Origin of the sequence: Amycolatopsis sp. DSM 110486 (genome assembly GCF_019468465.1) — a bacterium.
Taxonomy (GTDB): domain Bacteria; phylum Actinomycetota; class Actinomycetes; order Mycobacteriales; family Pseudonocardiaceae; genus Amycolatopsis.
The window spans coordinates 6,117,635-6,142,110 of the sequence record NZ_CP080519.1 but is presented as its reverse complement, the minus strand read 5'-3'; the positions used below and the strand labels follow the sequence as shown (position 1 = coordinate 6,142,110).

At 71.1% G+C, this 24,476-nt stretch carries 17 protein-coding genes; 12 read left to right on the top strand and 5 right to left on the bottom strand.

Annotated elements, in window-relative coordinates:
- Positions 1 to 132 precede the first annotated feature (132 nt).
- Together edd and eda are read left to right on the top strand one after the other, a co-directional pair.
- Positions 133 to 2,058, top strand: coding sequence for a phosphogluconate dehydratase (gene edd, locus K1T34_RS29820; protein ID WP_220238085.1), 1,926 nt, complete (start codon positions 133 to 135; stop codon positions 2,056 to 2,058).
- Positions 2,055 to 2,681, top strand: coding sequence for a bifunctional 4-hydroxy-2-oxoglutarate aldolase/2-dehydro-3-deoxy-phosphogluconate aldolase (eda, locus tag K1T34_RS29815; RefSeq protein WP_220238084.1), 627 nt, complete (start codon positions 2,055 to 2,057; stop codon positions 2,679 to 2,681). Before edd ends, eda begins: the two co-directional genes overlap by 4 nt.
- A gap of 77 nt (positions 2,682 to 2,758) precedes the next feature.
- On the opposite strand, the gene K1T34_RS29810 is transcribed toward eda, so the two are convergent.
- The 4 genes from K1T34_RS29810 to K1T34_RS29795 form a co-directional block, all read right to left on the bottom strand.
- Positions 2,759 to 3,286, bottom strand: a complete 528-nt coding sequence (locus tag K1T34_RS29810) for a regulatory protein RecX (protein WP_220247485.1) — start codon at positions 3,284 to 3,286, stop codon at positions 2,759 to 2,761.
- Between the two features lie 265 nt (positions 3,287 to 3,551).
- Positions 3,552 to 4,601, bottom strand: coding sequence for a recombinase RecA (gene recA, locus K1T34_RS29805; protein WP_220238083.1), 1,050 nt, complete (start codon positions 4,599 to 4,601; stop codon positions 3,552 to 3,554).
- Between the two features lie 247 nt (positions 4,602 to 4,848).
- Positions 4,849 to 5,043, bottom strand: coding sequence for a DUF3046 domain-containing protein (locus K1T34_RS29800; protein WP_220238082.1), 195 nt, complete (start codon positions 5,041 to 5,043; stop codon positions 4,849 to 4,851).
- Positions 5,044 to 5,118: 75 nt separating this feature from the next.
- Positions 5,119 to 6,963, bottom strand: a complete 1,845-nt coding sequence (locus K1T34_RS29795; protein WP_220238081.1) for an Hsp70 family protein — start codon at positions 6,961 to 6,963, stop codon at positions 5,119 to 5,121.
- A 376-nt stretch (positions 6,964 to 7,339) separates the two neighbouring features.
- On the opposite strand from K1T34_RS29795, the gene K1T34_RS29790 reads away from it, so the two are divergent.
- The 3 genes from K1T34_RS29790 (at position 7,340) to K1T34_RS29780 (ending at position 13,887) form a co-directional block, all read left to right on the top strand.
- A complete protein-coding gene (locus tag K1T34_RS29790) occupies positions 7,340 to 12,016 on the top strand; it encodes an ATP-dependent helicase (RefSeq protein ID WP_220247484.1) in 4,677 nt (1,558 codons plus the stop codon).
- Positions 12,017 to 12,453: 437 nt separating this feature from the next.
- On the top strand, positions 12,454 to 12,954 hold the full coding sequence (gene def / locus K1T34_RS29785) for a peptide deformylase (protein WP_220238080.1): 501 nt from the start codon (positions 12,454 to 12,456) through the stop codon (positions 12,952 to 12,954).
- A 207-nt stretch (positions 12,955 to 13,161) separates the two neighbouring features.
- The gene (locus K1T34_RS29780; RefSeq protein WP_220238079.1) at positions 13,162 to 13,887 is read left to right on the top strand and encodes a hypothetical protein; all 726 of its coding nucleotides are present in this window, start codon (positions 13,162 to 13,164) and stop codon (positions 13,885 to 13,887) included.
- 92 nt (positions 13,888 to 13,979) lie between these two features.
- Here the strand turns inward: K1T34_RS29780 and K1T34_RS29775 are convergent, their stop codons facing one another.
- Positions 13,980 to 14,981: a hypothetical protein gene (locus tag K1T34_RS29775; protein WP_220238078.1), complete on the bottom strand. Its 1,002-nt coding sequence runs from the start codon at positions 14,979 to 14,981 to the stop codon at positions 13,980 to 13,982.
- 184 nt (positions 14,982 to 15,165) lie between these two features.
- Here K1T34_RS29775 and K1T34_RS29770 point away from each other — a divergent pair, with 184 nt between their 5' ends.
- From K1T34_RS29770 to K1T34_RS29740, 7 genes are all read left to right on the top strand, one after another.
- The gene (locus tag K1T34_RS29770; protein WP_220238077.1) at positions 15,166 to 15,960 is read left to right on the top strand and encodes an IclR family transcriptional regulator; all 795 of its coding nucleotides are present in this window, start codon (positions 15,166 to 15,168) and stop codon (positions 15,958 to 15,960) included.
- A 132-nt stretch (positions 15,961 to 16,092) separates the two neighbouring features.
- Positions 16,093 to 16,695 (top strand): hypothetical protein, encoded by a 603-nt coding sequence (locus K1T34_RS29765; protein ID WP_220238076.1) that lies wholly within the window; start codon positions 16,093 to 16,095, stop codon positions 16,693 to 16,695.
- Positions 16,696 to 16,714: 19 nt separating this feature from the next.
- Positions 16,715 to 17,692 carry an amidohydrolase family protein gene (locus K1T34_RS29760; RefSeq protein ID WP_220238075.1) on the top strand — a complete coding sequence of 326 codons (978 nt, stop codon included), beginning with the start codon at positions 16,715 to 16,717 and terminating at the stop codon, positions 17,690 to 17,692.
- A gap of 171 nt (positions 17,693 to 17,863) precedes the next feature.
- Positions 17,864 to 18,829: an ABC transporter ATP-binding protein gene (locus tag K1T34_RS29755; RefSeq protein WP_220238074.1), complete on the top strand. Its 966-nt coding sequence runs from the start codon at positions 17,864 to 17,866 to the stop codon at positions 18,827 to 18,829.
- Positions 18,826 to 20,208, top strand: coding sequence for an ABC transporter permease (locus tag K1T34_RS29750; protein ID WP_220238073.1), 1,383 nt, complete (start codon positions 18,826 to 18,828; stop codon positions 20,206 to 20,208). Before K1T34_RS29755 ends, K1T34_RS29750 begins: the two co-directional genes overlap by 4 nt.
- Positions 20,209 to 20,212: 4 nt before the next feature.
- A complete protein-coding gene (locus K1T34_RS29745) occupies positions 20,213 to 22,957 on the top strand; it encodes an alkaline phosphatase family protein (protein WP_220238072.1) in 2,745 nt (914 codons plus the stop codon).
- A 136-nt stretch (positions 22,958 to 23,093) separates the two neighbouring features.
- Positions 23,094 to 24,449, top strand: coding sequence for a carboxylesterase/lipase family protein (locus K1T34_RS29740; RefSeq protein WP_220238071.1), 1,356 nt, complete (start codon positions 23,094 to 23,096; stop codon positions 24,447 to 24,449).
- The last annotated feature ends 27 nt before the right edge of the window (positions 24,450 to 24,476 follow it).

Here is a 24,476-nt window from a genome sequence, read left to right as displayed (position 1 = left end):
TGTTTCCCGGCGGTTTACTGAATCGATTTTGATAACCCGGCCCACACCGGCTACCGTGGTGGCCGTCACGTTCCTGAGACGCCAGTGCTGCCGTCCCGCGGACCCCACCACCCAGTGAGCCGGGAGCCGGACATGAGCAGCACACCCGACACGACGGTGCATCCCGTCGTCGCCGAGGTCACCGCCCGCATCGTCGAACGCAGCGCGGAAACGCGCGCCGCCCACCTCGCGCGTAGCGGCGCCGCCCACGAAGAAGGCCCGGTGCGCCGCGGTCTCGCGTGCAGCAACCTCGCCCACGGGTTCGCCGCGATGGACGGCGTGGACAAGGCGGCACTGCGCGAGCTGCGCGCGCCGGGCGTCGCGATCGTGTCGTCCTACAACGATCTGCTGTCGGCGCACCAGCCGATGCAGGAGTACCCCGCGTGGCTGAAGAAGTCGGTGCGTGCGGCGGGCGGAGTCGCGCAGTTCGCGGGCGGCGTGCCCGCGATGTGCGACGGGGTCACGCAGGGGCGGCCGGGCATGGAGCTGTCACTGTTCAGCCGCGAGGTGATCGCGATGGCGACGGCGATCGCCCTGTCCCACGACCTGTTCGACGCTTCGCTGCTGCTGGGCGTGTGCGACAAGATCGTGCCCGGGCTGCTGATCGGCGCGCTGTCGTTCGGGCACCTGCCGGCGATCCTCGTGCCGGCCGGGCCGATGAACTCCGGCTTGCCCAACAAGGAAAAAGCCCGCGTGCGTCAGCTGTACGCCGAGGGTCTCGCAACACGTGAGGACCTGCTCGACGCGGAGGCGGCGTCGTACCACTCGGCCGGCACGTGCACCTTCTACGGCACCGCGAACTCGAACCAAATGGTCGTCGAGGTGATGGGCCTGCACCTGCCGGGCGCGAGCTTCGTGCCGCCCAACACGCCGCTGCGCCAAGCCCTCACCGAAGAGGCCGGCCGGCGCGTGGTCGAGCTGTCGCGCGGCGAGTCGTACACGCCGGTTTCCCTGGTGCTGGACGAAAAAGCGTTCGTCAACGGCATCGTCGCGCTGCTCGCCACGGGTGGTTCGACCAACCACACGATGCACCTCGTCGCGATCGCCGCGGCGGCGGGCATCCAGCTGACGTGGGACGACTTCTCGGACCTCTCGGCCGTCGTGCCGCTGCTGGCGCGCGTGTACCCGAACGGCAGCGCGGACATCAACCACTTCCACGCTGCCGGCGGCATTCAGTTCCTGGTCGGCACTCTGCTCGACGCCGGGTTCCTGCACGAGGACGTGCACACCGTCGCCGGGTTCGGGCTGCGTCGCTACACGCAGGAGCCGATCCTGTCCGACGGCGAGCTGGTGTGGCGCGACGTGCCCACCCGCAGCCTCGACGAGGACGTGCTGCGCCCGGTGTGGCGGCCGTTCGCGCCGGACGGCGGGCTGCGCATGGTCGCCGGCAACCTCGGCCGGGCCGTGACGAAGGTGTCGGCGGTGGCGCCGGAGCACCGCGTGGTGCAGGCGCGGGCGCGGGTGTTCACGTCGCAGGAGGCGTTCGCGGTCGCGTTCGAGGCCGGCGAGCTGGATCGCGACGTCGTGGTGGTCCTGCGGCAGCAGGGGCCGCAGGCCAACGGCATGCCGGAGCTGCACGGCCTCACGCCGGCGCTGGGTGTGCTGATGGACCGCGGTTTCCAGGTCGCGCTGGTCACCGACGGGCGCATGTCGGGCGCGTCGGGCAAGATCCCGGCGGCCATCCAGGTCACGCCGGAGGCCGCGGTGGGTGGGCCGATCGCCCGGATCGCCGACGGTGACGTCGTCCGATTCGACGCGCGCTCCGGCACGCTCGACGTGCTGGTCGACGCCGACGAGTTCGCACGTCGTGATCTTCTGGACGCACCGCCGGCTTTCGTGGAAGGCACCGGACGGGAGCTGTTCGGCGCGCTGCGCCGCGCGGTGGGTCCCGCCGACCAGGGCGCGAGCGTGTTCGGCCCGCTGACGGCGGAGCTGGACCTGCTCCGCGACGCCCCCGCCGGGCGGGGCACACTCGGACTGCCGTTGCACACCTTGGAAACCCAGGAGGTCGGTCAGTGACCACCGGTTCGGACCTGCTCGCCCTTTCGCCCGTGATGCCCGTGGTCGTGATCGACGATGTCGACGACGCAGTGCCCACCGCGCGCGCGTTGCTCGATGGCGGGATCGGGGTGATCGAGCTGACCCTGCGCACGCCGGTCGCGCTCGCCGCGATCGAGCGCGTGGCCGCGGAGGTGCCGGACATTGTCGTGGGCGCGGGCACCGTGACGTCGCCGGCTCAGGCCGCGCAGGCGGCCGACGCCGGCGCGAAGTTCCTGGTGACGCCGGGCTGCACCGACGCCGTCCTCGACGCCTGTTTCGCCACGGGCCTGCCGTTCCTGCCGGGTGCCGCGACGGTGTCCGAGGCAATGCGCTTGGCCGAGCGTGGCCTGACGGCGTTGAAGTTCTTCCCGGCGGAGGCCAGCGGCGGAGTGGCGTACCTGAAGTCGCTGACGGGTCCGTTGCCGGACTTGCGCTTCTGCCCGACCGGCGGGATCACCGTGGACTCGGCGCCGTCGTACCTGGCGCTGCCGAACGTCGGCTGCCTCGGCGGCTCGTGGCTGACGCCGGCGAAGCTGTTGGCCGCCAAGGACTTCGGGACGGTCGAGAAGCTGGCCACCGAGGCCGCCGCGCTGCGCGGCTGAGGTTCGCGCTGCCGTTCTCTGCGCGGGGCGGGGAACGGCAGGGCCGCTCGCTTCGGAACAAGTAGCTCCGGGGCGGTTCAGTCGATGGTGGCGTCGTCCAGCAGGCTGGATTCGGCGCCGAACTCGCGGAGCTCGTCGCGGATGACGGTGTAGGCGAGACCCTGCGGGTAGCCCTTGCGGCCGAGGAAGCCGAGGAGGCGGCGGATGGCCGTCTGCTCGTCGACGTTGCCGAGGGAGCCCAGGCGTTTGCGGACGAGTTCGCGGGCCCGCTGCTCCTCCGCCTCGCGGTCGACCTCGCCGGCGGCCTGCGTGGCGATCTCGTCGTCGACGCCCTTGCGACGCAGCTCGGCGACGAGCGCCGTGCGGGAGAGGCCCTGGCCGGCGTGCCGGGCCTTGACCCACATCTCGGCGAACTCGGCGTCGTTGACGAGGCCGGCGCGGTCGAGTTTGCCGAGCAGGGTTTCGATGGTGTCGTCGTCGAAACCCTTGCGCCGCAACGTCTGCCGCAGTTCGTCGACAGTTCGCGGGCGCGCCGCCAGGAGATCGAAGCAGATCTCCTTGGCTTTCTTGGCCCGCTCCTCCGGCGGCAGCTCCGCCGGTTCCACCTTCGGCGCCCTCGCCACTACGCCCTTCCTCTCTCACACACTCCCGCCCCGCCGCGCCCTCTCCGCCCGACGAAGCACCATCACTCCCCCACCACCCGGGCCGACCCGGCCACGCGGGCGAACTCACCTCACCAACGCAACCCCGCCGGGGGTCCAGGGGGCTTGCCCCCTGGCGGGGGTGTGGGGGTTCGACCCCCACAGGACACCTGAATCGATCCGCTGGGTGAGCGCGTTTCGCGAACGCAACTCACCCTTCCGATCGACTTCAGAAGTCGACTGGCGCCGGAACCGCAGCTTCGGCGACCTCGGCGTCGACCTGCGCGCCGATGCCCAGCTTCTCCTTGATGCGCTTCTCGATCTCGTTGGCGATGTCCGGGTTGTCGCGCAGGAACTTCCGCGCGTTTTCCTTGCCCTGGCCGAGCTGGTCGCCCTCGTAGGTGTACCAGGCGCCGGACTTGCGCAGGATGCCCTGGTCGACGCCCATGTCGATGAGCGAGCCTTCGCGGGAGACGCCGTGGCCGTAGAGGATGTCGAACTCGGCCTGCTTGAAGGGCGGGGCCATCTTGTTCTTCACGACCTTGACGCGGGTGCGGTTGCCGACCGGCTCGCCGCCGTCCTTGAGCGTCTCGATGCGGCGCACGTCGAGGCGGATCGAGGCGTAGAACTTCAGCGCCTTACCACCGGTCGTGGTCTCCGGGGAGCCGAACATGACGCCGATCTTCTCGCGCAGCTGGTTGATGAAGATCGCGGTGGTGCCGGAGTTGTTCATCGCACCGGTCATCTTGCGCAGCGCCTGGCTCATCAGGCGGGCCTGGAGGCCGACGTGCGAGTCGCCCATCTCGCCCTCGATCTCGGCGCGCGGCACGAGCGCGGCCACGGAGTCGATGACCAGGATGTCGAGCGCGCCGGAGCGGATCAGCATGTCCGCGATCTCCAGCGCTTGCTCACCGGTGTCCGGCTGGGAAACGAGCAGCGCGTCGGTGTCCACGCCGAGCTTCTTGGCGTACTCCGGGTCCAGCGCGTGCTCCGCGTCGATGAACGCCGCGATGCCGCCGTTCTTCTGCGCGTTCGCCACCGCGTGCAGGGCGACCGTGGTCTTACCGGAGGACTCCGGGCCGTAGATCTCGACGACGCGGCCGCGGGGCAGCCCCCCGATGCCGAGCGCGACGTCGAGGGCGATCGCACCGGTGGGGATCACGGCGATGGGCGCGCGACCCTCTTCGCCGAGGCGCATCACCGAGCCCTTGCCGTACTGCTTGTCGATCTGCGCAAGGGCAAGCTCGAGCGCCTTGTCCTTGTCGGGTGCTGCTGGCATTGGGGTCCACCTCGCTGGTTGGCCTGTGTGGCTTGTTCGGTTGTCCAGATCAAGCTCTGTCCGGTCCGACGCTACGGGGAGGGACCGACAATTCCCGGCACGGCGACCGATCTGTGGATCGCCGGCCCCCGGTGTGCACAACACTGTAGACGAACAAGTGTTCGAGGGTTGTGGCGACACACCCGTCCGCTAGGGTTTTTCGCCCTGCCGAGCTCCCCTTCCCCGGGGCGAACCAGGAAACCGCAGGTCAGCGCCGCTCCGACGGGATGTCGAAGGCTTCGCACACCTCGCGCCAGATCTGCTTCGCCGAGATCCCCGCAGCCAGAGCCTGGTCGATGGTCTTCCCGCCGAGCCCGCTGAGCACGTGGTCCTGGGCCAGGACCTCGGCCCGCCCGGGGCCGAACTCGTCCGCCATGAGCCGCCGGAACACCGTGATACGCATCGGCCGAATGCTAGCTCGCGGCCTCGCCGGCGGCGCGAACGGGCCGTTCGCGCCGCGGCAGCGAACGAAACCCTCTCACTCGCCGGGCTGCACGCTCTGCTCGAAGTAGTCCGCCAGCGTCCCTGGGGTCGGCGCAGCGCCCTGACCTGCGGAATTGACCTGGTAGATGAAGCCGACGAGCGGCCGGTCGGACACAGTGAACACCAGCACCGCCGCGTTCTGCCCGGCCGCCGACGAGTAGTGGCCCTCCAGCCCGTTGCCCTTCCACGCGGCCTCGACGCGGTCGCCGCCGGCGGAGGCGAGCAGCCCGTCCGTGTACTGCTTCAGCACGGCGGCCGACGTGCCTTGCACGTACGTCACCTGCGAGCCGGCGCGGCCCGGCGCCGCGCACGTCGAGGTGGCGCCGAGGCTCTGCGCGGGCGCGGCGGGGCCGTTGCCCATGCCCGGGCGGCAGCCGCCGGTGTCGGCGATCTTCCCCGCGAGCTGGCGCAGGCACCCGGTGAGGCCCTGTGCGTCGGCCTGCCCGGGCGTGCGGCACTGGTCCGCGGTGTAGGTCTGCGCCGAAGAAGACGACGTCAGGAACACCGTCAGCCCCGCCGCGAGAACCACGACCACCGCCGCAGCGACGCCGATCCACAGCTTCGCGCGGCTCTTCTTCTTCGCCGGGGCAGTGGCGGCGGTGGCGGGCGAGTACGTCGGGAAGTTCGACGGCGCCGGCCCCGCCGGGAACGACGGCCGCGCGTACCCTGCCGGAGGCTGCCGCGGGGGCGGCGGCGGATACCCACCAGGCGCATACGCGGGCGCACCGGCCGCGACCTGACCTTCCACGTTCTGCGTCCGCATCGACAGCCCGTCGCGCGCCACGTGCTGCGCGCCCAGCGCCACGGCCGTCTCCGGCTGGTCGAGGCTCGCGGGTACGACGCCGAGCTTCTCCGCGATCATCGAGCCGACCAGCGGCAGCCGGCTCGACCCGCCGACCAGGTAGATGCCCGCGAGACGATCCGGCGTCAGCCCGGCCGCCCGCAGCGTGCGCGCGAGCAGCTCCACGCTGCGCAGCATCGCCGGGCGCACCAGACCTTCGAGTTCTCCGCGCGTGACCAGCACGTCCTTGAACGGCTCCGGCATCGGTACCTCGGTCTGCGGGTGCCGCGACAGCGCCTCCTTGGCCGCCTTCACGTCCTCCTGCAACGCGCGCCGCGTGCGCCGGTCCGCCGTGGACTCCGGCCGCAGAAGGCGTTGCCAGCGCTGGGGATCCGAGTGCGAGACCTCGCGCCCGACGTGCACCATCAGCGCCTGGTCGACGTCGAGGCCGCCGAGGTCGGGCAGGCCGTCCTCGGCGAGCACGACGTAGCCGTTCTGCGTCGCGCCGACCACGGCGACGTCGAACGTGCCGGCGCCCAGGTCGTACACCGCGAGCGCCTGGCCGGGCGCGAGCCCCTTGCCCGGGAACGACGCAAAGTGCGCGGCCGCGGCGACGGGTTCGGGCACCAGGACCACGCTCGCGCCGATGCCCGCGAGCCGCGCCGAGGACAGCAGGACGTTGCGGCGCACCGGCCCCCACTGCGCGGGGTGCGTGAGGCGGACCTCGTCGGGCTGCTCGCCGCCGAGCTGGCGCGTGGTCTCGTCGAGCACGCGGCGCAGGATCGCGGCGAGCGCTTCGTTGACGGGCACGACGTCGGTGCCCAGCAGCAGCGTCTGCTCGTCGATGCGGCGCTTCGGGTTGGGCTCGAAGCGGGTGGGGTCCAGGCGGGCGCGGCGTTCGGCGTCGCGGCCCACCATGATCGTGCCGTCCTCGCCGTCGAAGATCGCCGAGGGCATGTTGGCCGAGCCGTCCACCTCGACGACCCGCGGCGGCCTGCCGTGCGCCGAAAGGACGGCGACGGTGTTGGACGTCCCCAGGTCCACCGACAGGATCCGCACTTCGATTCCCCCTACACATAGCTGCGCTGGCGTGATGCTCCCATGCGAAGGGCTTCGGTGTTTTTGGCCCCGGCTTCGCCGGGGCGTGCGAGATCGCCTTTGAGCCGGCTTCCGGATGGGGCGGTCGGATCGGCCGGGGGCCGATCGCACCGCCCCATCCGGAAGCCGGCGCGATCTCGCGCTGTGGTCGCCTGGAGGGGGTGGGTAAGAGGGCTCGGGGTGGGTAAGAGGGCTCGGGGTGGGTGGCCCTGGGCGTGACGCAGTGCACGTCCAGGTCGCCCGGTCGGGTGGTCGGCGGCGCCGTGACCTGGGCGTTCGCCGCGAGGGGACCGTTCGCGACGGCGGGAATCGGAAACTGTCGGGGGTGCCGCGCATCATGGAGGACGTGGCAGCAGACGTCCTCGACCTCTTCTCCCCCGCGACCCGCACGTGGTTCGAGGGGGCGTTCGCCGCGCCGACCGCGGCGCAGGAAGGGGCCTGGCGGGCCGCGCACGCCGGGCAGCACGCCCTGGTGGTGGCGCCCACCGGGTCCGGCAAGACGCTGTCCGCGTTCCTGTGGGCGCTCGACCGGCTGTCGGTGGAACCACCGCCGGCGGAGCCGCGCAAGCGCTGCCGGATCCTCTACGTCTCGCCGCTGAAGGCGCTGGCGGTCGACGTGCAGCGCAACCTGCGCGCGCCGCTCGCGGGGATCTCGCAGGCGTCGCGACGGCTGGGGCTGCCGGTGCCGGAGATCGAGGTCGGCATGCGCACCGGCGACACCACGGCGGCCGAGCGCCGGTCGTTCGGCAAGACTCCGCCTGATGTGCTGGTGACCACGCCGGAGTCGCTGTTCCTCATCCTCACGTCGTCGGCGCGGGAGTCGCTGGCGGGCGTGGAGACGGTGATCGTCGACGAGGTCCACGCCGTGGCGGGCGGCAAACGGGGCGCGCACCTGGCGGTGTCGCTGGAGCGGCTCGACGCGCTGCTGCCGAAGCCCGCGCAGCGGATCGGGTTGTCGGCCACCGTGCGGCCGGTCGACGAGGTGAGCTCCTTCCTCGCGGGCGGGCGACCGGTCACGGTGGTGCAGCCGAAGCTCGCGAAGACCATCGAGGTCCGCGTTGAGGTGCCGGTGGAGGACATGGCGAACCTCGACGGGCCGGCGCCGTCGCCGATGGAGCGGCTGGAGAACTTCACGTCGTTGTCGCAGCTGCCTTCTCAGGGCGGCATCGGCACGCAGGAGGAGATTGCGGGCGCCGAGGTGAAGCGGCCGTCGATCTGGCCCGCGGTCGAGGAACGGGTGCTGGAGCTGATCCAGTCGCACCGGTCGACGATCGTGTTCGCCAACTCGCGGCGGCTCACCGAACGGCTCACGGCGCGGCTCAACGAGCTGGCGGCCGAACAGACGGAGCTGCGGGCCGGCGACGCCTTCCCCGCCGAGGCGATCGGGCAATCCGGGCTCACCACCGGTGCCGCGCCGACGATCGCGCGGGCGCACCACGGGTCGATGTCGCGGGAGCAGCGCACCCACGTGGAAGAGGAGCTCAAGTCCGGGCGGCTGCCGTGCGTGGTGGCGACGTCGTCGCTGGAGCTGGGCATCGACATGGGTGCGGTCGACCTCGTGGTGCAGATCGAGGCGCCGCCCACGGTCGCGTCGGGGCTGCAGCGGGTCGGGCGCGCCGGGCACCAGGTGGGGGCCGTGTCGTCCGGCGTGATGTTCCCGAAGTTCCGCGGCGACCTCGTGTCGTGCGCGGTGGTCGCGGAGCGGATGGCCGCGGGGGCGATCGAGGCCGTGCGGTACCCGCGCAACCCGCTCGACGTGCTGGCGCAGCACGTGGTGGCGATGGTGGCGCTCGAGTCGTGGACGGTGCCGGAGATCGCGGCGCTGGTGCGGCGGGCGGCGCCGTTCTCCGCGTTGCCCGACGACGCGTTGCACGCGGTGCTCGACATGCTGGCCGGGCGGTACCCGAGCGAGGAGTTCGGCGAGCTGCGGGCGCGGATCACGTGGGACCGCGTGACCGGTGAGCTGCACGGGCGGCCGGGTTCGCAGCGGCTGGCGGTCACGTCGGGCGGCACGATCCCCGACCGCGGGCTGTTCACCGTGATGACGCCGGGGGCCGACGACAAACCCGGCTCGCGCGTCGGCGAGTTCGACGAGGAGATGGTGTACGAGTCGCGCGTCGGCGACACCATCCTGCTGGGCACGTCGTCGTGGCGGATCACGGACATCACCCACGACCGCGTGATCGTGGTGCCGGCGCCGGGCGAGCCCGCGCGGATGCCGTTCTGGAAGGGCGACGCGGCCGGGCGGCCGCTGGAGCTGGGGCGGGCGCTGGGCGCGTTCGTGCGGGAGCTGTCCACTTCGGACAGCGAGGCGGCGCGGAACCGGGCCGCGGCGGCGGGGCTCGACCAACGGGCGTGCGACAACCTGCTGGCGTACCTGGAAGAGCAGAAATCGGCAACGCGGCACGTGCCGAACGACCGGACGATCCTGCTGGAGCGCTATCGCGACGAGCTGGGCGACTGGCGGATCGTGGTGCACTCGCCGTTCGGGGCGCAGGTCAACGCGCCGTGGGCGCTGGCGATCGCCGCGCGGCTGCGGGAGAACCGGGGTGTCGACGCGCAGGTGGCGCATTCCGACGACGGCATCGTGCTGCGGCTGCCCGACGCGCTCGACGCCGAGGGCGGCGAGGTCACCATCGGCGCCGACGACGTGCTGCTGGACCCGGAGGAGGTCGAGCAGCTGATCGTGGCGGAGGTCGGCGGGTCGGCGGTGTTCGCCGCGCGGTTCCGCGAGTGCGCGGCCCGGTCGCTGCTGCTGCCGCGGCGCGATCCGCGGCGGCGGACCCCGTTGTGGCAGCAGCGGCAGCGAGCGTCGCAGCTCCTGTCGGTGGCGGCGAAGTACGAGCGGTTCCCCGTGGTGCTGGAGGCGATGCGGGAGGTCCTGCAGGACGTCTACGACGTGGGCGGGCTGCGGGAGCTGATGGCCGACGTCCGGGCGCGGCGGGTACGGCTGGTCGAGGTGGAGACGCCGGCGGCGTCGCCGTTCGCGCGGAGCCTGCTGTTCGGTTACGTCGGGATGTTCCTCTACGAGACCGACGCGCCGCTGGCCGAGCGGCGGGCGGCCGCGTTGTCGCTGGATTCCGGTTTGCTGGCCGAACTGCTCGGCACGGAGGCGATCCGGGAGCTGCTGGATCCCGATGCCGTGCGCGAGGTGGAGCGGTCACTGCAGCGGCTCGATCCCGATCGGCACGCGCGTTCGGCCGAGGACGCGGCCGACCTGTTGCGATTCCTGGGTGATCTGTCCACTGCGGAGGCTCTGGAACGAGGGATCCAGCCCGAGTGGCTGGAGGAGCTGGAAGCCGCGCGGCGGGCGATCCGGGTGCGGATCGCCGGCGAGGAACGGTATCTGGCGATCGAGGACGCCGGGCGGGTGCGCGACGCGCTGGGGGTCGCGCTGCCGGTGGGGGTGCCCGAGGCGTTCACGGAACCGGTGGAGGATCCGCTGGGCGACCTGCTCGGGCGGTACGCGCGGATCCGCGCACCGTTCCCGGCTTCGGCGGCGGCCGCTCGGTTCGGGCTCGGTTCGGCCGTGGTCACGGGCGTGCTGGAGCGGATGACTGGGCAGGGCCGGCTGGTCCGGGGTGAACTGAGCCCGGTCGGGCACCCGGACACCCACGGTGTGGGGCTCGAATACTGCGACGCGGCAGTGCTGCGGCGGCTGCGGCGAGCGTCGCTGGCGAAGCTGCGGGCGGAAGTCGAGCCGGTGGAGCCCGCGGCACTGGGCCGGTTCCTGCCGTCGTGGCATGGGATCGGCGCGCGGATGCGCTCGGCGCCGACGGCTGACGACGTGCTGTCAGTGGTCGAGCAGCTGGCGGGCGCGCCGTTGCCGGCCAGCGCCGTGGAGTCGCTGATCCTGCCGAGCCGGCTGCCGGGCTACTCCCCCGCGCTGCTCGACGAGCTCACCACGGCCGGCGAGGTCACGTGGGCAGGCTGCGGCGCGCTGTCCGGCGGGGACGGGTGGCTGGCGCTGGCGCCGACGGACGTGGCCGACCTGCTGCTGCCGGAGGTCGAGGAGAACGCGCCGTCGAGCCCGGTCCACGAGGCCCTGCTGTCCACTTTGGAGGGTGGTGCACTGTTCTTCCGGCAGCTGGTGGACCGGGTTTCGCCGCAGCTGGAGTCGCCGCCGAACGACGGCGACATCGCCGGTGCGCTGTGGGACCTCGTGTGGGCCGGCCTGGTCACGGGCGACACGCTGGCGCCGCTGCGCGCGCAGGTCGCGGGCCACGGCGCCCACAAACCGCGGCGGCAGGCTCCGCGCGGCCGGTATGCGCGACTGCGGGCGGGGCGCCCGGCGATGCCGTCGCGCACGGGACCGCCGACGGTCGCGGGCCGCTGGGCTCTCACGCCGGCGCGGGAGACCGATCCGACGCGCCGGGCCCACGCGCGCACCGAGGCGTTCCTCGAACGGCACGGCGTGCTCACGCGCGGTGCGCTCGACACCGAACGGGTCACAGGCGGGTTTTCGGGGATCTACAAGGTGTTGCGCGGCATGGAGGATTCGGGCCAGGTCGTGCGCGGGTACGTGGTGGAGGGCCTCGGCGCGGCGCAGTTCGCGGCGAAGGGTGCGGTCGACCGGTTGCGTGCCCTGTCCGGTCCTGCGCCCGGCGCGGACGGCTGGTCCGGTTCCCCGGCCCGGGCCGGCAGCGACCGCGCGGTGGTGCTGGCCGCCGCCGACCCCGCCCAGCCCTACGGCGCGGCCCTGCCCTGGCCGGCCGCCACAGGCGACACGAAACACCGCCCGGCGCGCAAGGCGGGCGCCCTCGCGGTCCTCGTCGACGGCGTCCCCGCCCTCTACGTCGAACGCGGCGGCCGGTCCCTGCTCAGCTTCACCGAGGACCGCGCCCCCCTCCAAGCCGCGGCGGCGGGCCTCTCCACCGCCGTCCGCGAGGGCTGGCTGGGCCAGCTGGCCGTCCAACGCGCCGACGGCGAACAAGCCCTCACCTCGGAACTCGCCGACATCCTCCGTGAAGCCGGCTTCCGGGCGACACCGAAGGGGCTGCGGTTGCGCGCCTGAGTATTCGAGTGTCCAAGTATTCGAGTGTCCGGACGGACGCCAAAGCCGCGGCAACACGCCTGGCAGCCGCAGGCAAGAAGCCGCGACGCCGAAGGCCTGCCGGTGCGCAGTTGTGCTCCACGGGCAACGGCGAAACCGAAGCCCCGCGAGCGCGAGCCTGGCCACCGCGGAGTCCGATCGGCGCCGAAGCGACCGCAGCCATCAGCCTGACCGCCGCATGCGTCGGCCTGCCCGCAGAGGCTGTGGCCGGCCGGCTGCGTGGCGCGGGCCCTGGCCGCCACCGAGGCGGCACCCGGTGGCGGACGCATCGCCGCGAGCGGCGGCAGGCGTCGAAGGGCTCGTGCTGCGGGGCTGACCAGCGCGGGTGCCGGGTGGGGGCGGACCCGGTGGTCATTACACTTCGTCCGGATACCCGGCGGGAAGAAGGACGTTCGATCATGGCGATGCGCGCTCTGCGCTACTTCGGGGACCCGGTGCTCAAGACGGTCTGCGATCCCGTGACGACTTTCGACAAGAAGGTCGAGGCGCTGGTCACGGATCTCATGGACTCGGTGAAGCCGGACGGGCGCGCGGGGTTGGCGGCGCCGCAGATCGGGGTGGGGCTGAGGGTCTTCAGTTACGACGTGGGCGGCCTGACGGGTTACGTGATCAACCCCGAGATCGTCTCGTTGTCGGAGGAGACGCACGAGATCGACGAGGGCTGCTTGTCGGTGCCGGAGCTGTGGTTTCCGACCGTGCGGGCCAAGCACGCGGTGGTGCGGGGCGTCGACCTGCGCAACGAGCCGATCGAGGTCGAGGGGGTCGACGTGCTGGCCCAGTGTCTGCAGCACGAGACCGACCACCTGGACGGCATGCTCTACCTGGACCGCTTGACGCCAGAGCGCAAGAAGCAGGCCCTCAAGCAGGCGCGGGGCAAGGACTGGTTCTGGAACCGCTGAGCACCATCGGCGAAGTGCATTCATGTTCGCGGAAACGTTTTCCACGAACGGCACCACCGAGATTTGTTCACACTCTTGAAGATCGCAAGCGGAATATTCCGCTGAAATGAGAGAAAGGGCAGTGCCGGAGCCCTGCAGTCCTCGGTCGCGGCGAAATCCTCCTCTGGCGCCTTAGGTTCGAAGGCGAGAACCCCGAGGAGGAATGACGTGAAAAGACGGGACGTGCTCAAGGCAGGCCTGGCCGACGGTGCCGGGGTGGTGCTGATGGCGGCACCCGCGATGGCCGCGCCGCGGGGCCGAGGTCTGGCCGACGCGGCGAACAGTAGCTGGCTCCAGGCCACGGAACACCTGCTCAGCGCGTTGCCGAGGTCAGTCGATCAAGCCGGAAAAGGCAGCGCGCTGCTGGTCAGTTTCCAGAGCCAGGCCCGGATGAACGGCGTGTTCGGGATCGCGGAAAACGCGAGCGTCGCGGAAATGGCGGAATTCGCCGCACAAATGCCGAAGTACGGGGCGCCGTGGGTGTTGCGGACCAGGGGTGCCGCGACGCCGGAATTCACGGAGCTCGCGGAAAGTCACGGGCTCACGGTGCAGGATCAGCGTGCGCTCGCCGTTCTCGAGAAGAACACCACACCATTCGACACAACCCCGCCCGGTGCGACAGTACGGCGCGTCGACGGGGCTTACGCGCAGACGTTCCTCGACGTTTCCGTCGCGGCCACAGGCGTGCCGGCCGACAGTGTGCGCGATCTGCTCAGCGGCGCCGCGCTCGATCTGCCCGCGGCGTCGCCGTATGTGGTCGAAGTGGGCGGTGAGGTCGTGGCCGTCGGGCTCGGACTGCGGGGCGGGCTGCTGGCGATCGACCCGGCCAACGAGCAGCTCGCCCGGACGCTCGGCTTCCACACCGTGGACACCTGGACCATCGCCCACGCTTGATCACGCGGAGAAGCGGGTTCGGCCGAAGAACGCCGAACCCCCTTCTCCCGCCCGGCAACCTCACCGGCGCCAATCCGGATCGCCCGCCGCCATCAGTGCTCGACCGCCTTCTGCGCCAATGCGGCGAGCGTCGCGTCGTCGACGAAGGAGCCGTCCCAGACGGCGGTCGCGCGCGTGATCAGGCCGCGCGCGTCGAGCTCGAGCCCGGTGACGCCGTGGGGCGCGGGGCCGCGAGAGGTCCACTCGTACCCGCCGCCGAGCGCGCCGCCCAAGGTGTGGCGCACGGCCGAGCCCGGGCCGGCGTACGGGAGCAGGTCACGCGCCGAGGTCAGGAACCGCGTGATCGCGGCCGGGCCCACGAGAAACACGTGCGCCGCGACGTCCTCGAACACCGCGTCCTCCGCGAAGAACTGCCGCGTCGACGCGCCGGTGGCCAGCGCGCCGGCGAGGCCGTCGACCGCGCGGCGCATCACGGAGGCGGCCGTCTCGCCGACGGTCCCCTCCTTGAAATCCGCCGGGAACGGCTCGCGCTTGCCGCGCACGTAGTCGATGCCGACGTGGCGGCCGTCCCAGTAGTCGACCCAGCGCGCGATCCTGCCGCCCTGCAGGTTGACCACGCCGGTGGCGCGGATCTCGCCGGGCGCGAACAGGCCGGGGGTGTTGGAGAAGAAGACGATCGCGCTGCGGTCGTCGCCGAGGATGCGCGTGGCGTAGGACTTCCCGTCGGCGGGCCACTTCGGCATGTTCTTCGCGAAGAGATCGTGCAGCGACTGCCACGACGGCCAGATCTCGCCGGTCACGGCGTCGAGGTAGTTCATCTGCGCGCGGTTGATCTGCGCCATCGTCGCTTCGGGTTGTTTCCCGGTTTTGGCCAGGAAGTACGCGCTGAGCACCCGCGAGACGCCGGGCGTCGCGTGGGAGGTGTCGATGACCGTGCCGATGCCGGGAACCTGCCGCACACCCCCACCCGAGCCATACCCCCGAGAAGCCGCGCCCGCGGTCCCCGCCGGCAGCACCGTCGCGACTGCCGCCGCGGCCCCGGTGATCGCGACACCCTTGAGCAACGCCCGGCGACCCAGATTCCGCTCGTTCACCACTACCTCCTCGTGGGCCGCCCGCGCGGCCACAGAATTCACTTATCTGCATCGAGTTTATGGAAAGTGGACGAGTTGTCGAGGTGCGCCCGGGAACCACCGCCGTACACAAGGGCAGACCACGGCTCGCCGAGGCGGCTCACCCCACCGGGTCCGGCACCGGACCGGCCGTATAGTCCAGAACGTGGCAGCCCGGGAACCCGAAGACGACCGCCAGGGCATCCAGTCGGTCGAGATCGCGATGACGGTCGTGCGCGCCCTCGAGCAGGGCCCGGGTCCCATGAGCCTCAAGCAGGTCGCCGAGGCGAGCGGGATGGCGCCGAGCAAGGTGCACCGCTACCTGGTCAGCCTGTCGCGAGAAGGCCTGGTCGCGCAGTCGCCGAACTCCGGCCGCTACGACCTCGGCCCCGCACTGCGCCGCCTCGGCATGGAAGCGCTGCGGCGCATGGACGAGGTCGAGGTCGTCTCCGAGCACCTGCCGGGCCTGCGCGACCGGACCGGCCACTCCGTGAACCTCGCCGTGTGGGGCGACCACGGGCCGGTCATCGTCGGCTGGCACTACGGCTCCCACGTGCTGCCGATCACCGTGCGGGTCGGCGCGATCCTGCCGCTGATGTCCACGTCGGTCGGCCGCGTTTTCCTCGCCCACCTGCCGGAGACGATCACCGCCCCCGTCCTGCGCGGCGACTTCGACCCCGGCGCGGCACCCGAAGTCCCTTCGCCGGCCCAGCTCACCCGCGTCATCCGCGACGTCCGCCGCTCCGGCGCCGCGGTGACCACGGACGCCATGATCCCCGGCGTCACCACGGTCGCCGCCCCCGTGTTCTCCGAGGCCACGCCGCTGCCGCTGGCCGTCGCGCTCGCGATGCCCGTCGGCCACGCGAGCCCGGAGCAGGTCGCGAGCGCCACCGAGGAACTGCTGCGCACGACCACCGCCGCGTCGGCAGAGCTCGGCGGACGCGGCCCCGCGGCCGGCTGACCCCAGCCCGAATCCTCAGCCACACCACCCAAAAGCACGCCGGTCGTCGCCCGAGCGCGCCCACCCCTGGACACCGTTATCCACTTTTCGTAAACTCGCTGCACATAAGTGGACGAGCCGAAGGAGACTCCAGTGTCCACGAGCATCGTCGCGCCCCGGCCTGAACGCGCCACGTCACGCGGCCTCACCGACCTCCGCCCGGACCGGGAGTGGTTCCGCTGGTCGGGGCGCCACCCCGTCGGCGCCTTGCTGGTCACCGCGTTCGTCGCGACACAAATGGCCACGACGGCCGGCTACTTCATGCCGGCCATCGGCCTGCCGGAGCTGCCGTGGCCGTTGCACAACGGGCACGTCGCCGCGCCGGCAACCCCCGAGGGCACGGCCGCGTCGTACTTCGCCGGGCAGTTCATGCACTACTTCAACGGGATCGCGTTCGTGTTCGTCTTCGCGCTGCTCGCGTACCCGAAGCTGCCCTTCCGCGCCACGAACACCGGAAACCTACTGAAAGCACTCACCTTCTGCACGATCCTCGCCCTCGTCGCCGCGGGCCTGCTCGCGCCGCTGATCTACCGGCCGGGCACCGGGCTCGGGTTCTTCTCGTTCGGGCACGGCTGGAAGTTCCCGTTCGCGATCCTCGTGTGGCACCTGTTCTTCGGCGTCCACATCGCCGCGCTGCACAACCCCGTGCGCGTCAGGCAGATCCAGCTCGAAGACGCGCAGCGCGAACAGGCCTGATCCGGAAAGGACCTCCACTGTGGACGGCAAGATCGCCCTCGAAGAACACTTCGCCACCGAGGACACACTCGGCGACTCCGAGCCTTACGCTCCTCCCGCGCTGTGGCCCACCTTGCGCGCCCGCCTGCTCGACCTCGACGGCCAGCGGCTGCGCCTGATGGACACCCACGGCATCGAGCTGATGCTGCTGTCGCTCAACTCCCCTGCCGTGCAAGGGATCCCGGACGCGATGAAGGCCGCCGAGCTCGCCCGGCGCGCCAACGACACCCTCGCCGAGCACGTCGCCGCGCGGCCCGACCGGTTCCGCGGGTTCGCCGCACTGCCGCTGCAGGACCCGGACCTCGCGACGGCAGAGCTGCGCCGCGCGGTCACGGAGCTCGGGTTCGTCGGCGCGCTCGTGAACAGCTTCACCGAGCTCGACGACGCCGGCACCGTCACCTACTACGACACCCCCGAGTACCTGCCGTTCTGGGCCGAGGTCGAACGCCTCGGCGTGCCGCTCTACCTGCACCCGCGCAACCCGCTGCCGCAGGACGCCCGCGTGTACGCCGGCCACGAGTGGCTGCTCGGCCCGGCCTGGGCGTTCGGCCAGCAGACGGCGGTGCACGCACTGCGCCTGGCCGCGTCGGGGCTGTTCGACCGCCACCCCGGTGTCACCATCATTCTCGGTCATCTCGGCGAAGGTCTGCCCTACTCCCTTTGGCGGATCGACCACCACAACAAATGGACCAATGCCGCGCTCCCCTATCCCGCCGCACGGCCGATCACCGAATACTTCACCGAGCACTTCTACGTGACGACGTCCGGCAATTTCCACACCCAGTCCTTGCTCGCCGCGATGTCGGAACTCAGCGCCGATCGCGTGCTCTTCTCCACCGACTGGCCGTTCGAAAACGTCGACCACGCGGCCGGCTGGTTCGACTCCGCACCCCTGAACGAACCCGACCGTCGCAAGATCGGCAGGGACAACGCGCGAGCCCTGTTCCGGCTCTCCTAATGCAAGGTGACAGTTAACTCAAGGCAAGATCACGATTTAACTCGGACAATCCACGAGTGCGACTTGTTTCGTCCGAGCCCCGTTCCCCGATCGTTCACCCGGCACCGGTTCGAGATTAATTTGCTGTCCCTAAGTTCCTGACGCACGTTTCACGACGAAAGCAAAGGGACCATGGACACACCTCTGGCAGTCCGGGCTCGGGGAATCACCAAAAGTTTCGGCGAAGTCGTCGCGCTCGACGAAATCGATCTCGACGTCGCCCAGGGGCAGATCCACGGAGTGGCCGGGCCGAATGGCGCGGGCAAAACCACGCTGCTGGGTCTGCTGCTGGGCCTCGCCGTCGCGGACGAGGGCCGCCTGGAGATCCTCGACTCGCCCGTCGGGCGGACCCTGGACGCTCCCGGCGGCGTTGCCGGGTTCGTCGACGGCCCCGGCCTCTACCCCTCGCTCACGGCGCGGAAGAACCTCGCCGCGCTGGCCGCCCTGCGCGGCGGAGACACCCGCACCGCCGACATCGACGACGCGCTCGCCCAGGTCGGGCTCACCGACGTCGCCGACGACCGCGTGCGCGGCTTCTCCCTCGGCATGCGTCAACGGCTCGGCCTCGCCGCCGCCCTGCTCACCCGCCCGCGGCTGCTCGTGCTCGACGAGCCCGCCAACGGCCTCGACCCCGCCGGCAAGAAGCACGTGCACGGGGTCCTCAAGCGGCTCGCGGCCGAAGGCGCCACCGTCGTGCTGTCCAGCCACCGCATGGACGACCTCGAAGCGCTGTGCTCGGAGGTCACGATCATCGCGACCGGCCGCGTCGTCTTCACCGGCCCGCTGGGCAAGCTCTCTTCGGAGAGCCAGGAGCTCGACTACCGGCTCGTGACTTCCGATCGCGAGTCCGCGCGGAAGCTCGCCGCCGAAACCCCCGGCATCCGGCTCGGCGATGAGTCCGGAAAGGACAGTGGTGTCCTCGTGGTGCGCGCGCTGGTGCCCGCTCTCGACGACCTCGTGGTGCGCCTCGTCCACGCGGGCGTGGCCCTTCGCGAGCTCGCGCCCGTGGTGTCCCCGTTGGAAGCCGCGTTCCTCGCCCTCACCGAATCCGAAGAGGCGCCCGAAACCGCGTCTCAGCAGCAGGAGTCCGCTCGATGACCGCGACCCTCACCGAACCCGGCACGCCGGGCACACCGGAAACCCCGACCGCACGCGAAGCACCTGCCTCGGTGGCCCGCGGCTACCGTTTCGAGCTGGTCAAACTCGTCTCCCAGTGGCGCGTCCGCCTGCTGGTGCTCGCCTGCTGGATCGCCCCGGCGCTGTTCGTCGCCGCGGTGAGCCAGCAGAGCGACCTGCCCGTGGACACCGTCTTCGGCCGCTGGATGAACGCCACCGGCTGGGCGGGTTCACTCGTGATGCTCGGGTTCGCCGGCAGCTACGCGCTCCCGCTGCTCACGTCGGTGGTCGCCGGTGACGTGTTCGCGTCCGAGGACCGGCTCGGCACCTGGCGGCACCTGCTGGTGGCCGTGCGCTCGTACCGGCGGATCTTCGTGGCCAAGGTGCTGGCCAGCCTCACCGTGATCTTCGTGCTCGTGGCCGGCCTGGCCGTGTCCAGCATCATCGGCGGAGTGCTCGGCGCCGGCAACCATCAGCTCGTCGGCCTCGACGGGCACCTGCTCTCCCCCGGCGCCGCCGCCGGTCAGGTGCTGCTCGCTTGGGTGTGCGCGCTGGCCCCGACGCTCGCGCTGGCCGCGGTCGGGCTGCTCGGGTCCGTCGCGCTGGGCCGGTCGCCGATGGGCCTGCTGCTGCCCGCCGTCGTCGCGCTCGGGATGGCGGTGGCCCAGCTGCTGCCGCTGCCCGTGGCCGTGCGGCTCGCGCTGCCGACGTACTCGTTCATCGCGTGGGAAGGGTTGTTCACCAGTCCCGCGCAAGCCGGGCCGCTGCTCGTCAGCATCCTCGTCTGTCTCGTGTGGACAGTCGTGGCGACCGCGCTGGCCTACTTCCTGTTCCTGCGCCGCGATTTCACCAACCTGAGCTACGACGGCTCGGCCCGCCGCACGATCACCGCCGGCGCGCTGCCGCTGGTCGGGCTGATCGTGGTCGCCTTCGCGGTGATCGCCGTGGCCACGCCGTCGCTCGGCTCCGGCGTGACGCAGGACAAAGTGCAGCAGTCGCTTTCGACCACGTTCGCGCACCTCTACCGCCTGCAGACCGACGAACTGCACCGCCCCGCCGTGACCGAAGCCCAGCTCGGCGTCACGTCGGAGTGCCAGAAGGGCGGCGGCCTCGTCGCCCAGGAAGGACCGGGCAACGACTGGCGGTGCGTCGTCTCTTGGCATCTCCCCGGCGTCGAAGCGACTGGTCAGGCCATCTACCAGCTCGACGTCACCTCAGACGGGCGGTTCGTCGCCGACGGCGACGGGCCGAAGGAAGTGAACGGCTACTTCCAGGTGCGGACCCCGATCGGGGACCAACCCAACCCGCTGTGGCAGTTCGACGCCAGCGTCGAACTGCTGTCCAACACCCCGAAGGGATGACCCCATGCAGGTAACACGCCGCCGCAGGCGTGCAGGGAGAGCCAGGTCCGGCACCGGCAGATCGCGTCAGATCCGCCTCGTCACCGCCGGAACCGCCACGCTCGCCCTGGTCGTGACGGGCTCCGGCATCGGCACCGCGTCGACGCAGGAGTTCGGCCAGCAGCATGTCGGCCAGAACACCAAGGACGGGCTGGTCGTCTCGAGCGACCAGTACCTCGACCCGATCGGCGACCGGCTGGTCGTGAACGACGGCAAGATCATGGCGTCGAAGATCAGCCCGGACGGCACGCACCTCGCCGCGCTGACCACCGACGGCGACGCCGCGCTGACGATCGTGGACCTCAAGAGCTACAAGGTCCAGCAGCTGATCGGCACCTCGGCGAAGGTCAACCTCAAGATCGCCGGCAGCGACGTCGGCCAGGAAGGCCCGTCGTACTCCCCCGACGGCAAGTTCCTGTGGCTCGCCCAGACCGACGGCTACACCAAGTTCTCGGTGAACGCCGACGGCTCGCTCGCCAACCCCGTCTCCGTCAAGATCCCCGCCGACGGACCCAAGCACGCCCTGGTCGCCCAGGCGGTGTTCTCGCCCGACGGCGCCGTCGTGTACGCCGCCGTGAACGGCCAGAACCGCGTGGTCGCCATCAACGCGTCGACCGGCGCCGTCCAGCAGAGCTGGAACACCGGCATCGCGCCGCGCGACCTCGTGCTGGTGGGCAACAAGCTCTACGTCAGCAACGAGGGCGGGCGGATGCCGCTCCCCGGTGAGACGACGATCAACTCGTACAACACCCAGGTGCCGGCCGACCCGTTCACGGGTGCCTCCACCACCGGCACGGTTTCGGTGATCAACACCGCGAAGCAGGCCGCCGCCGTGGCCACCATCAACGTCGGGCTCCACCCCACCGCGGTGTACGCCAGCAACGGCACGGTGTTCGTCGCGAACACGTCGAGCAACAACGTGTCCGTGATCGACTCGGGCAAGGACAAGGTCACCCAGACCATCGCGACCCAGCCGTGGCCCGAGGCCACAGTCGGGTACGAGCCCGACGGCATCACGCTCACCAAGGACGGGCACCTGCTGGTGACCCTGGGCCGCGCCAACGCGATCGCCGTGTACAAGTACGACAGCCCGAAGGACCCGGCCAGCTACATCGGCCTGCTGCCCACGGACTACTTCCCGACCGCGATCGCCACGGTGGGCAAGGACATCGTCGTGTCCAACACCCGCGGCATCGACGCCCAGCGCCCGACCACGGCCGCCGGGCACGGCACGCACGACACGACGTCCAGCGTGCAGCGCTTCCAGCTGCCCGACGACCGGACGATCAAGTCGTACACGCCGAAGGTGTTCAAGCAGAACGGCTGGACGAACAACGCCGTCCAGGTGGCGAACGGCAAGAACAAGAAGCCCGTGCCGGTGCCGGCTCGCCTCGGCGACCCGTCCCCGATCAAGCACGTGTTCCTGCTCGTCAAGGAGAACCGGACCTACGACCAGGTCTTCGGTGACATCGCGGCTGGCAACGGCGACGCGGCGCTCGCGCAGTTCGGCGAGAACGTGACGCCGAACCAGCACGCGCTGACGCAGCAGTTCGGGTTGTACGACAACACGTACGACATCGGCACGAACTCCGCCGAGGGCCACAACTGGCTCATGCAGGCCGACGACCCGGAGTACACCGAGTCCTCGGCCGGCGAGTACCTGCGCAGCTACGACACCGAGGACGACGTGCTGGGCCACCAGGCCTCCGGCACGCTGTGGTCGGGCGCGGAGGCCGCGGGCAACACCGTCCGCGACTTCGGCGAGTTCCAGCAGTTCCTGACCAAGCCTTCGGGCGCGTCGTGGCAGAACCTGTACTGCGACAGCAAGAACATGGCCGCGACGGGTGAGCCCAGCGCCTACCCGCTCGTGTCGTCGTCGCCGATCCCGTCGCTCAACGACGTGTCGGTGCACGGCTTCCCGAAGTTCGACACCAGCGTGCCGGACGTCTACCGGGAGCAGATCTGGCAGCAGGACTTCGAGAAGAACGGTCCCGCGAACCTGAACATGTTCTGGCTTTCCAGTGACCACACCGGTGGTCCTGCGAACGCCGCCGCGCAGGTCGCGGACAACGACCTCGCCGTGGGCAAGATCGTCGACACGATCTCACACAGCCAGTACTGGAAGGACTCCGCGATCTTCGTGGTCGAGGACGACTCCCAGGCCGGGCTGGACCACGTCGACGGGCACCGGGCGCCGATCCAGATCATCAGCCCGTACGCCCAGCACGGTGCCGTGGACAGCACGTACTACTCGCAGATCACGATGGTTCGCACGATCGAGCAGATCCTCGGGATCCAGCCGATGAACCAGAAGGACAGCGCGGCCACCCCGATGGCGAGTGCGTTCACGAGCAAGCCGAACCTCACGCCGTTCAACGCGGTGGCGAACCGCACGTCGCTCACGGGCGGCCTCGCGACGCAGCCGTCGTGCGGTCCGGACGTGGTGGCTCCGCAGTTCGCGTCCGTCCAGCCCGACACCGCGGTGCCGGCGGACAAGCAGCAGGTCGCTTCGCAGTGGTCGGCGTGGCAGAAGAACCAGCGCCTCACCGGTCCGAACGCGACGGCGGACTACGCCAACCCCGCGCAGATGAACCACTTCACGTGGTACCAGACGCACGGGTTCAAGACCCCGTACCCCGGCGAGAACAAGGTCTTCTCGCCGGATCAGGTGCCGGGTGCGTACATCCCGTCGGCCGAGTCGGACGGCTGAGTCACTTATTGAGTCATGACACGGGCCCCTGGCCGGCATCACCGCCGGCCGGGGGTTCGTGCGTTCGGGACAGGAATCCCTGGCGATTCGGGCAGCCGCGCCCCGGTGCGGGCCCGGCGCTGGTAACGATGGGGGGATGACCGATCCCGTCGTCACCACCCCGTACGGCCGGGTGCGGGGCAGCGTGCGCGAAGGCGTCACGCGGTTCCTCGGCATCCCTTACGCGGCCGCGCCGTTCGGCGAGGCGCGGTTCCGGGCGCCGCGCGCGCCGGAGGCGTGGGACGGCGTGCGTGACGCGCTCGAGTTCGGGCCGACCGCGCCTTCGGTGCCGTTGCCGGGTTCGTTCCTGGCGGAGCCGGTGGTCGAGGGGCCGGACTGCCTCAACCTCAACGTGTGGACGCCCGACCAGGACGCGGCCGGACTGCCGGTGCTGGTGTGGCTGCACGGTGGCTCGAACGTCACCGGTTCGTCGGCGATGCCGATCTACGACGGCGCCGCCTTCGCGCGGCGCGGGGTCGTGTTCGTGTCGGTGAACTTCCGGCTCGGCGCGGAAGGCTTCGCGCTGCTGCCGGACGCGGTCGCGAACCGCGCGCTGCTCGACCAGGTCGCGGCGCTGGAGTGGGTGCGCTCCAGTATCGCGGCGTTCGGCGGGGATCCGGACGCGGTGACGTTGTTCGGTACGTCGGCGGGCGCGGGCGCGACGCTGGCGCACGTGGCGACGGACCGCGGCCTGTTCCGGCGGGCGATCGTGCAGAGTGCCAGCGCGCGGGCCGCGCTTTCCGCGTCCGACGCGCTTCTGGTCACCGGCGAGATCGCCCGCGCGGCCGGCGTGGAGCCGACGGCGGCGGGGTTCGCGCGCGTCGAGCCGGAGCAGCTCGCCGCGCTGTCGACGGCGGCCGTCGCGGACCTCACGGCCGACCTCGACCCCGCTCGCTGGGGTGCGACGACCGTGGCCGCCGCGCAGCCGTTCCTGCCGGTGGTGGACGGGGAGGTACTGGCCGAACCGCCGTTCGACGTGGTCGTGCGCGGCGGCGGGGTGGATCTGTTGATCGGGACGAACGCCGACGAGCTGCTGGCGCTGGCCGGCGCGTCACTTCCGGACGGTGTTTCGCACTCGGACGTGACGGAGCTACTGGGGCAGCTGGGTCTTGCGGTCGAAGCCGCTCCTGAAGGGACCACGCCGGTCGAGCTCTACGCCGACGTGCTGACCGACGCCCTGTTCCGCCGTCCGGTCGCGGAGATCGCCCGGGCGCGGCCGGCTTTCGTGTACGAGTTCGCGTGGCCCTCGCCGTTGCCCGGTGTGGGCGCGGCGCACGGGCTGGAGCTGGGGTTCGTGTTCGGCAACCTCGGGTTGTCCGGCCTCGAAGGGCCGACGCCGCCGCGTGAGCTGGCGGATCGGGTGCAGGCGGCGTGGGTGGCTTTCGCCACGACCGGTGACCCGGGGTGGCCGCGGCACGGCGAGGACGGCGGGGTGTTCGTGTTCCGGGCCTGACGGCCTCTGAAAAACCACGCGTTCGCG

What these genes read in the sequence shown, in the direction of transcription:
- edd (WP_220238085.1), top strand. Translation starts at nt 133, where the DNA reads ATGAGCAGCACACCCGACACGACGGTGCATCCCGTCGTCGCCGAGGTC.
- recA (WP_220238083.1), bottom strand. Translation starts at nt 4,601, where the DNA reads ATGCCAGCAGCACCCGACAAGGACAAGGCGCTCGAGCTTGCCCTTGCG.
- K1T34_RS29800 (WP_220238082.1), bottom strand. Translation starts at nt 5,043, where the DNA reads ATGCGTATCACGGTGTTCCGGCGGCTCATGGCGGACGAGTTCGGCCCC.
- K1T34_RS29790 (WP_220247484.1), top strand. Translation starts at nt 7,340, where the DNA reads ATGGAGGACGTGGCAGCAGACGTCCTCGACCTCTTCTCCCCCGCGACC.
- def (WP_220238080.1), top strand. Translation starts at nt 12,454, where the DNA reads ATGGCGATGCGCGCTCTGCGCTACTTCGGGGACCCGGTGCTCAAGACG.
- K1T34_RS29755 (WP_220238074.1), top strand. Translation starts at nt 17,864, where the DNA reads ATGGACACACCTCTGGCAGTCCGGGCTCGGGGAATCACCAAAAGTTTC.
- K1T34_RS29750 (WP_220238073.1), top strand. Translation starts at nt 18,826, where the DNA reads ATGACCGCGACCCTCACCGAACCCGGCACGCCGGGCACACCGGAAACC.
- K1T34_RS29745 (WP_220238072.1), top strand. Translation starts at nt 20,213, where the DNA reads ATGCAGGTAACACGCCGCCGCAGGCGTGCAGGGAGAGCCAGGTCCGGC.
- K1T34_RS29740 (WP_220238071.1), top strand. Translation starts at nt 23,094, where the DNA reads ATGACCGATCCCGTCGTCACCACCCCGTACGGCCGGGTGCGGGGCAGC.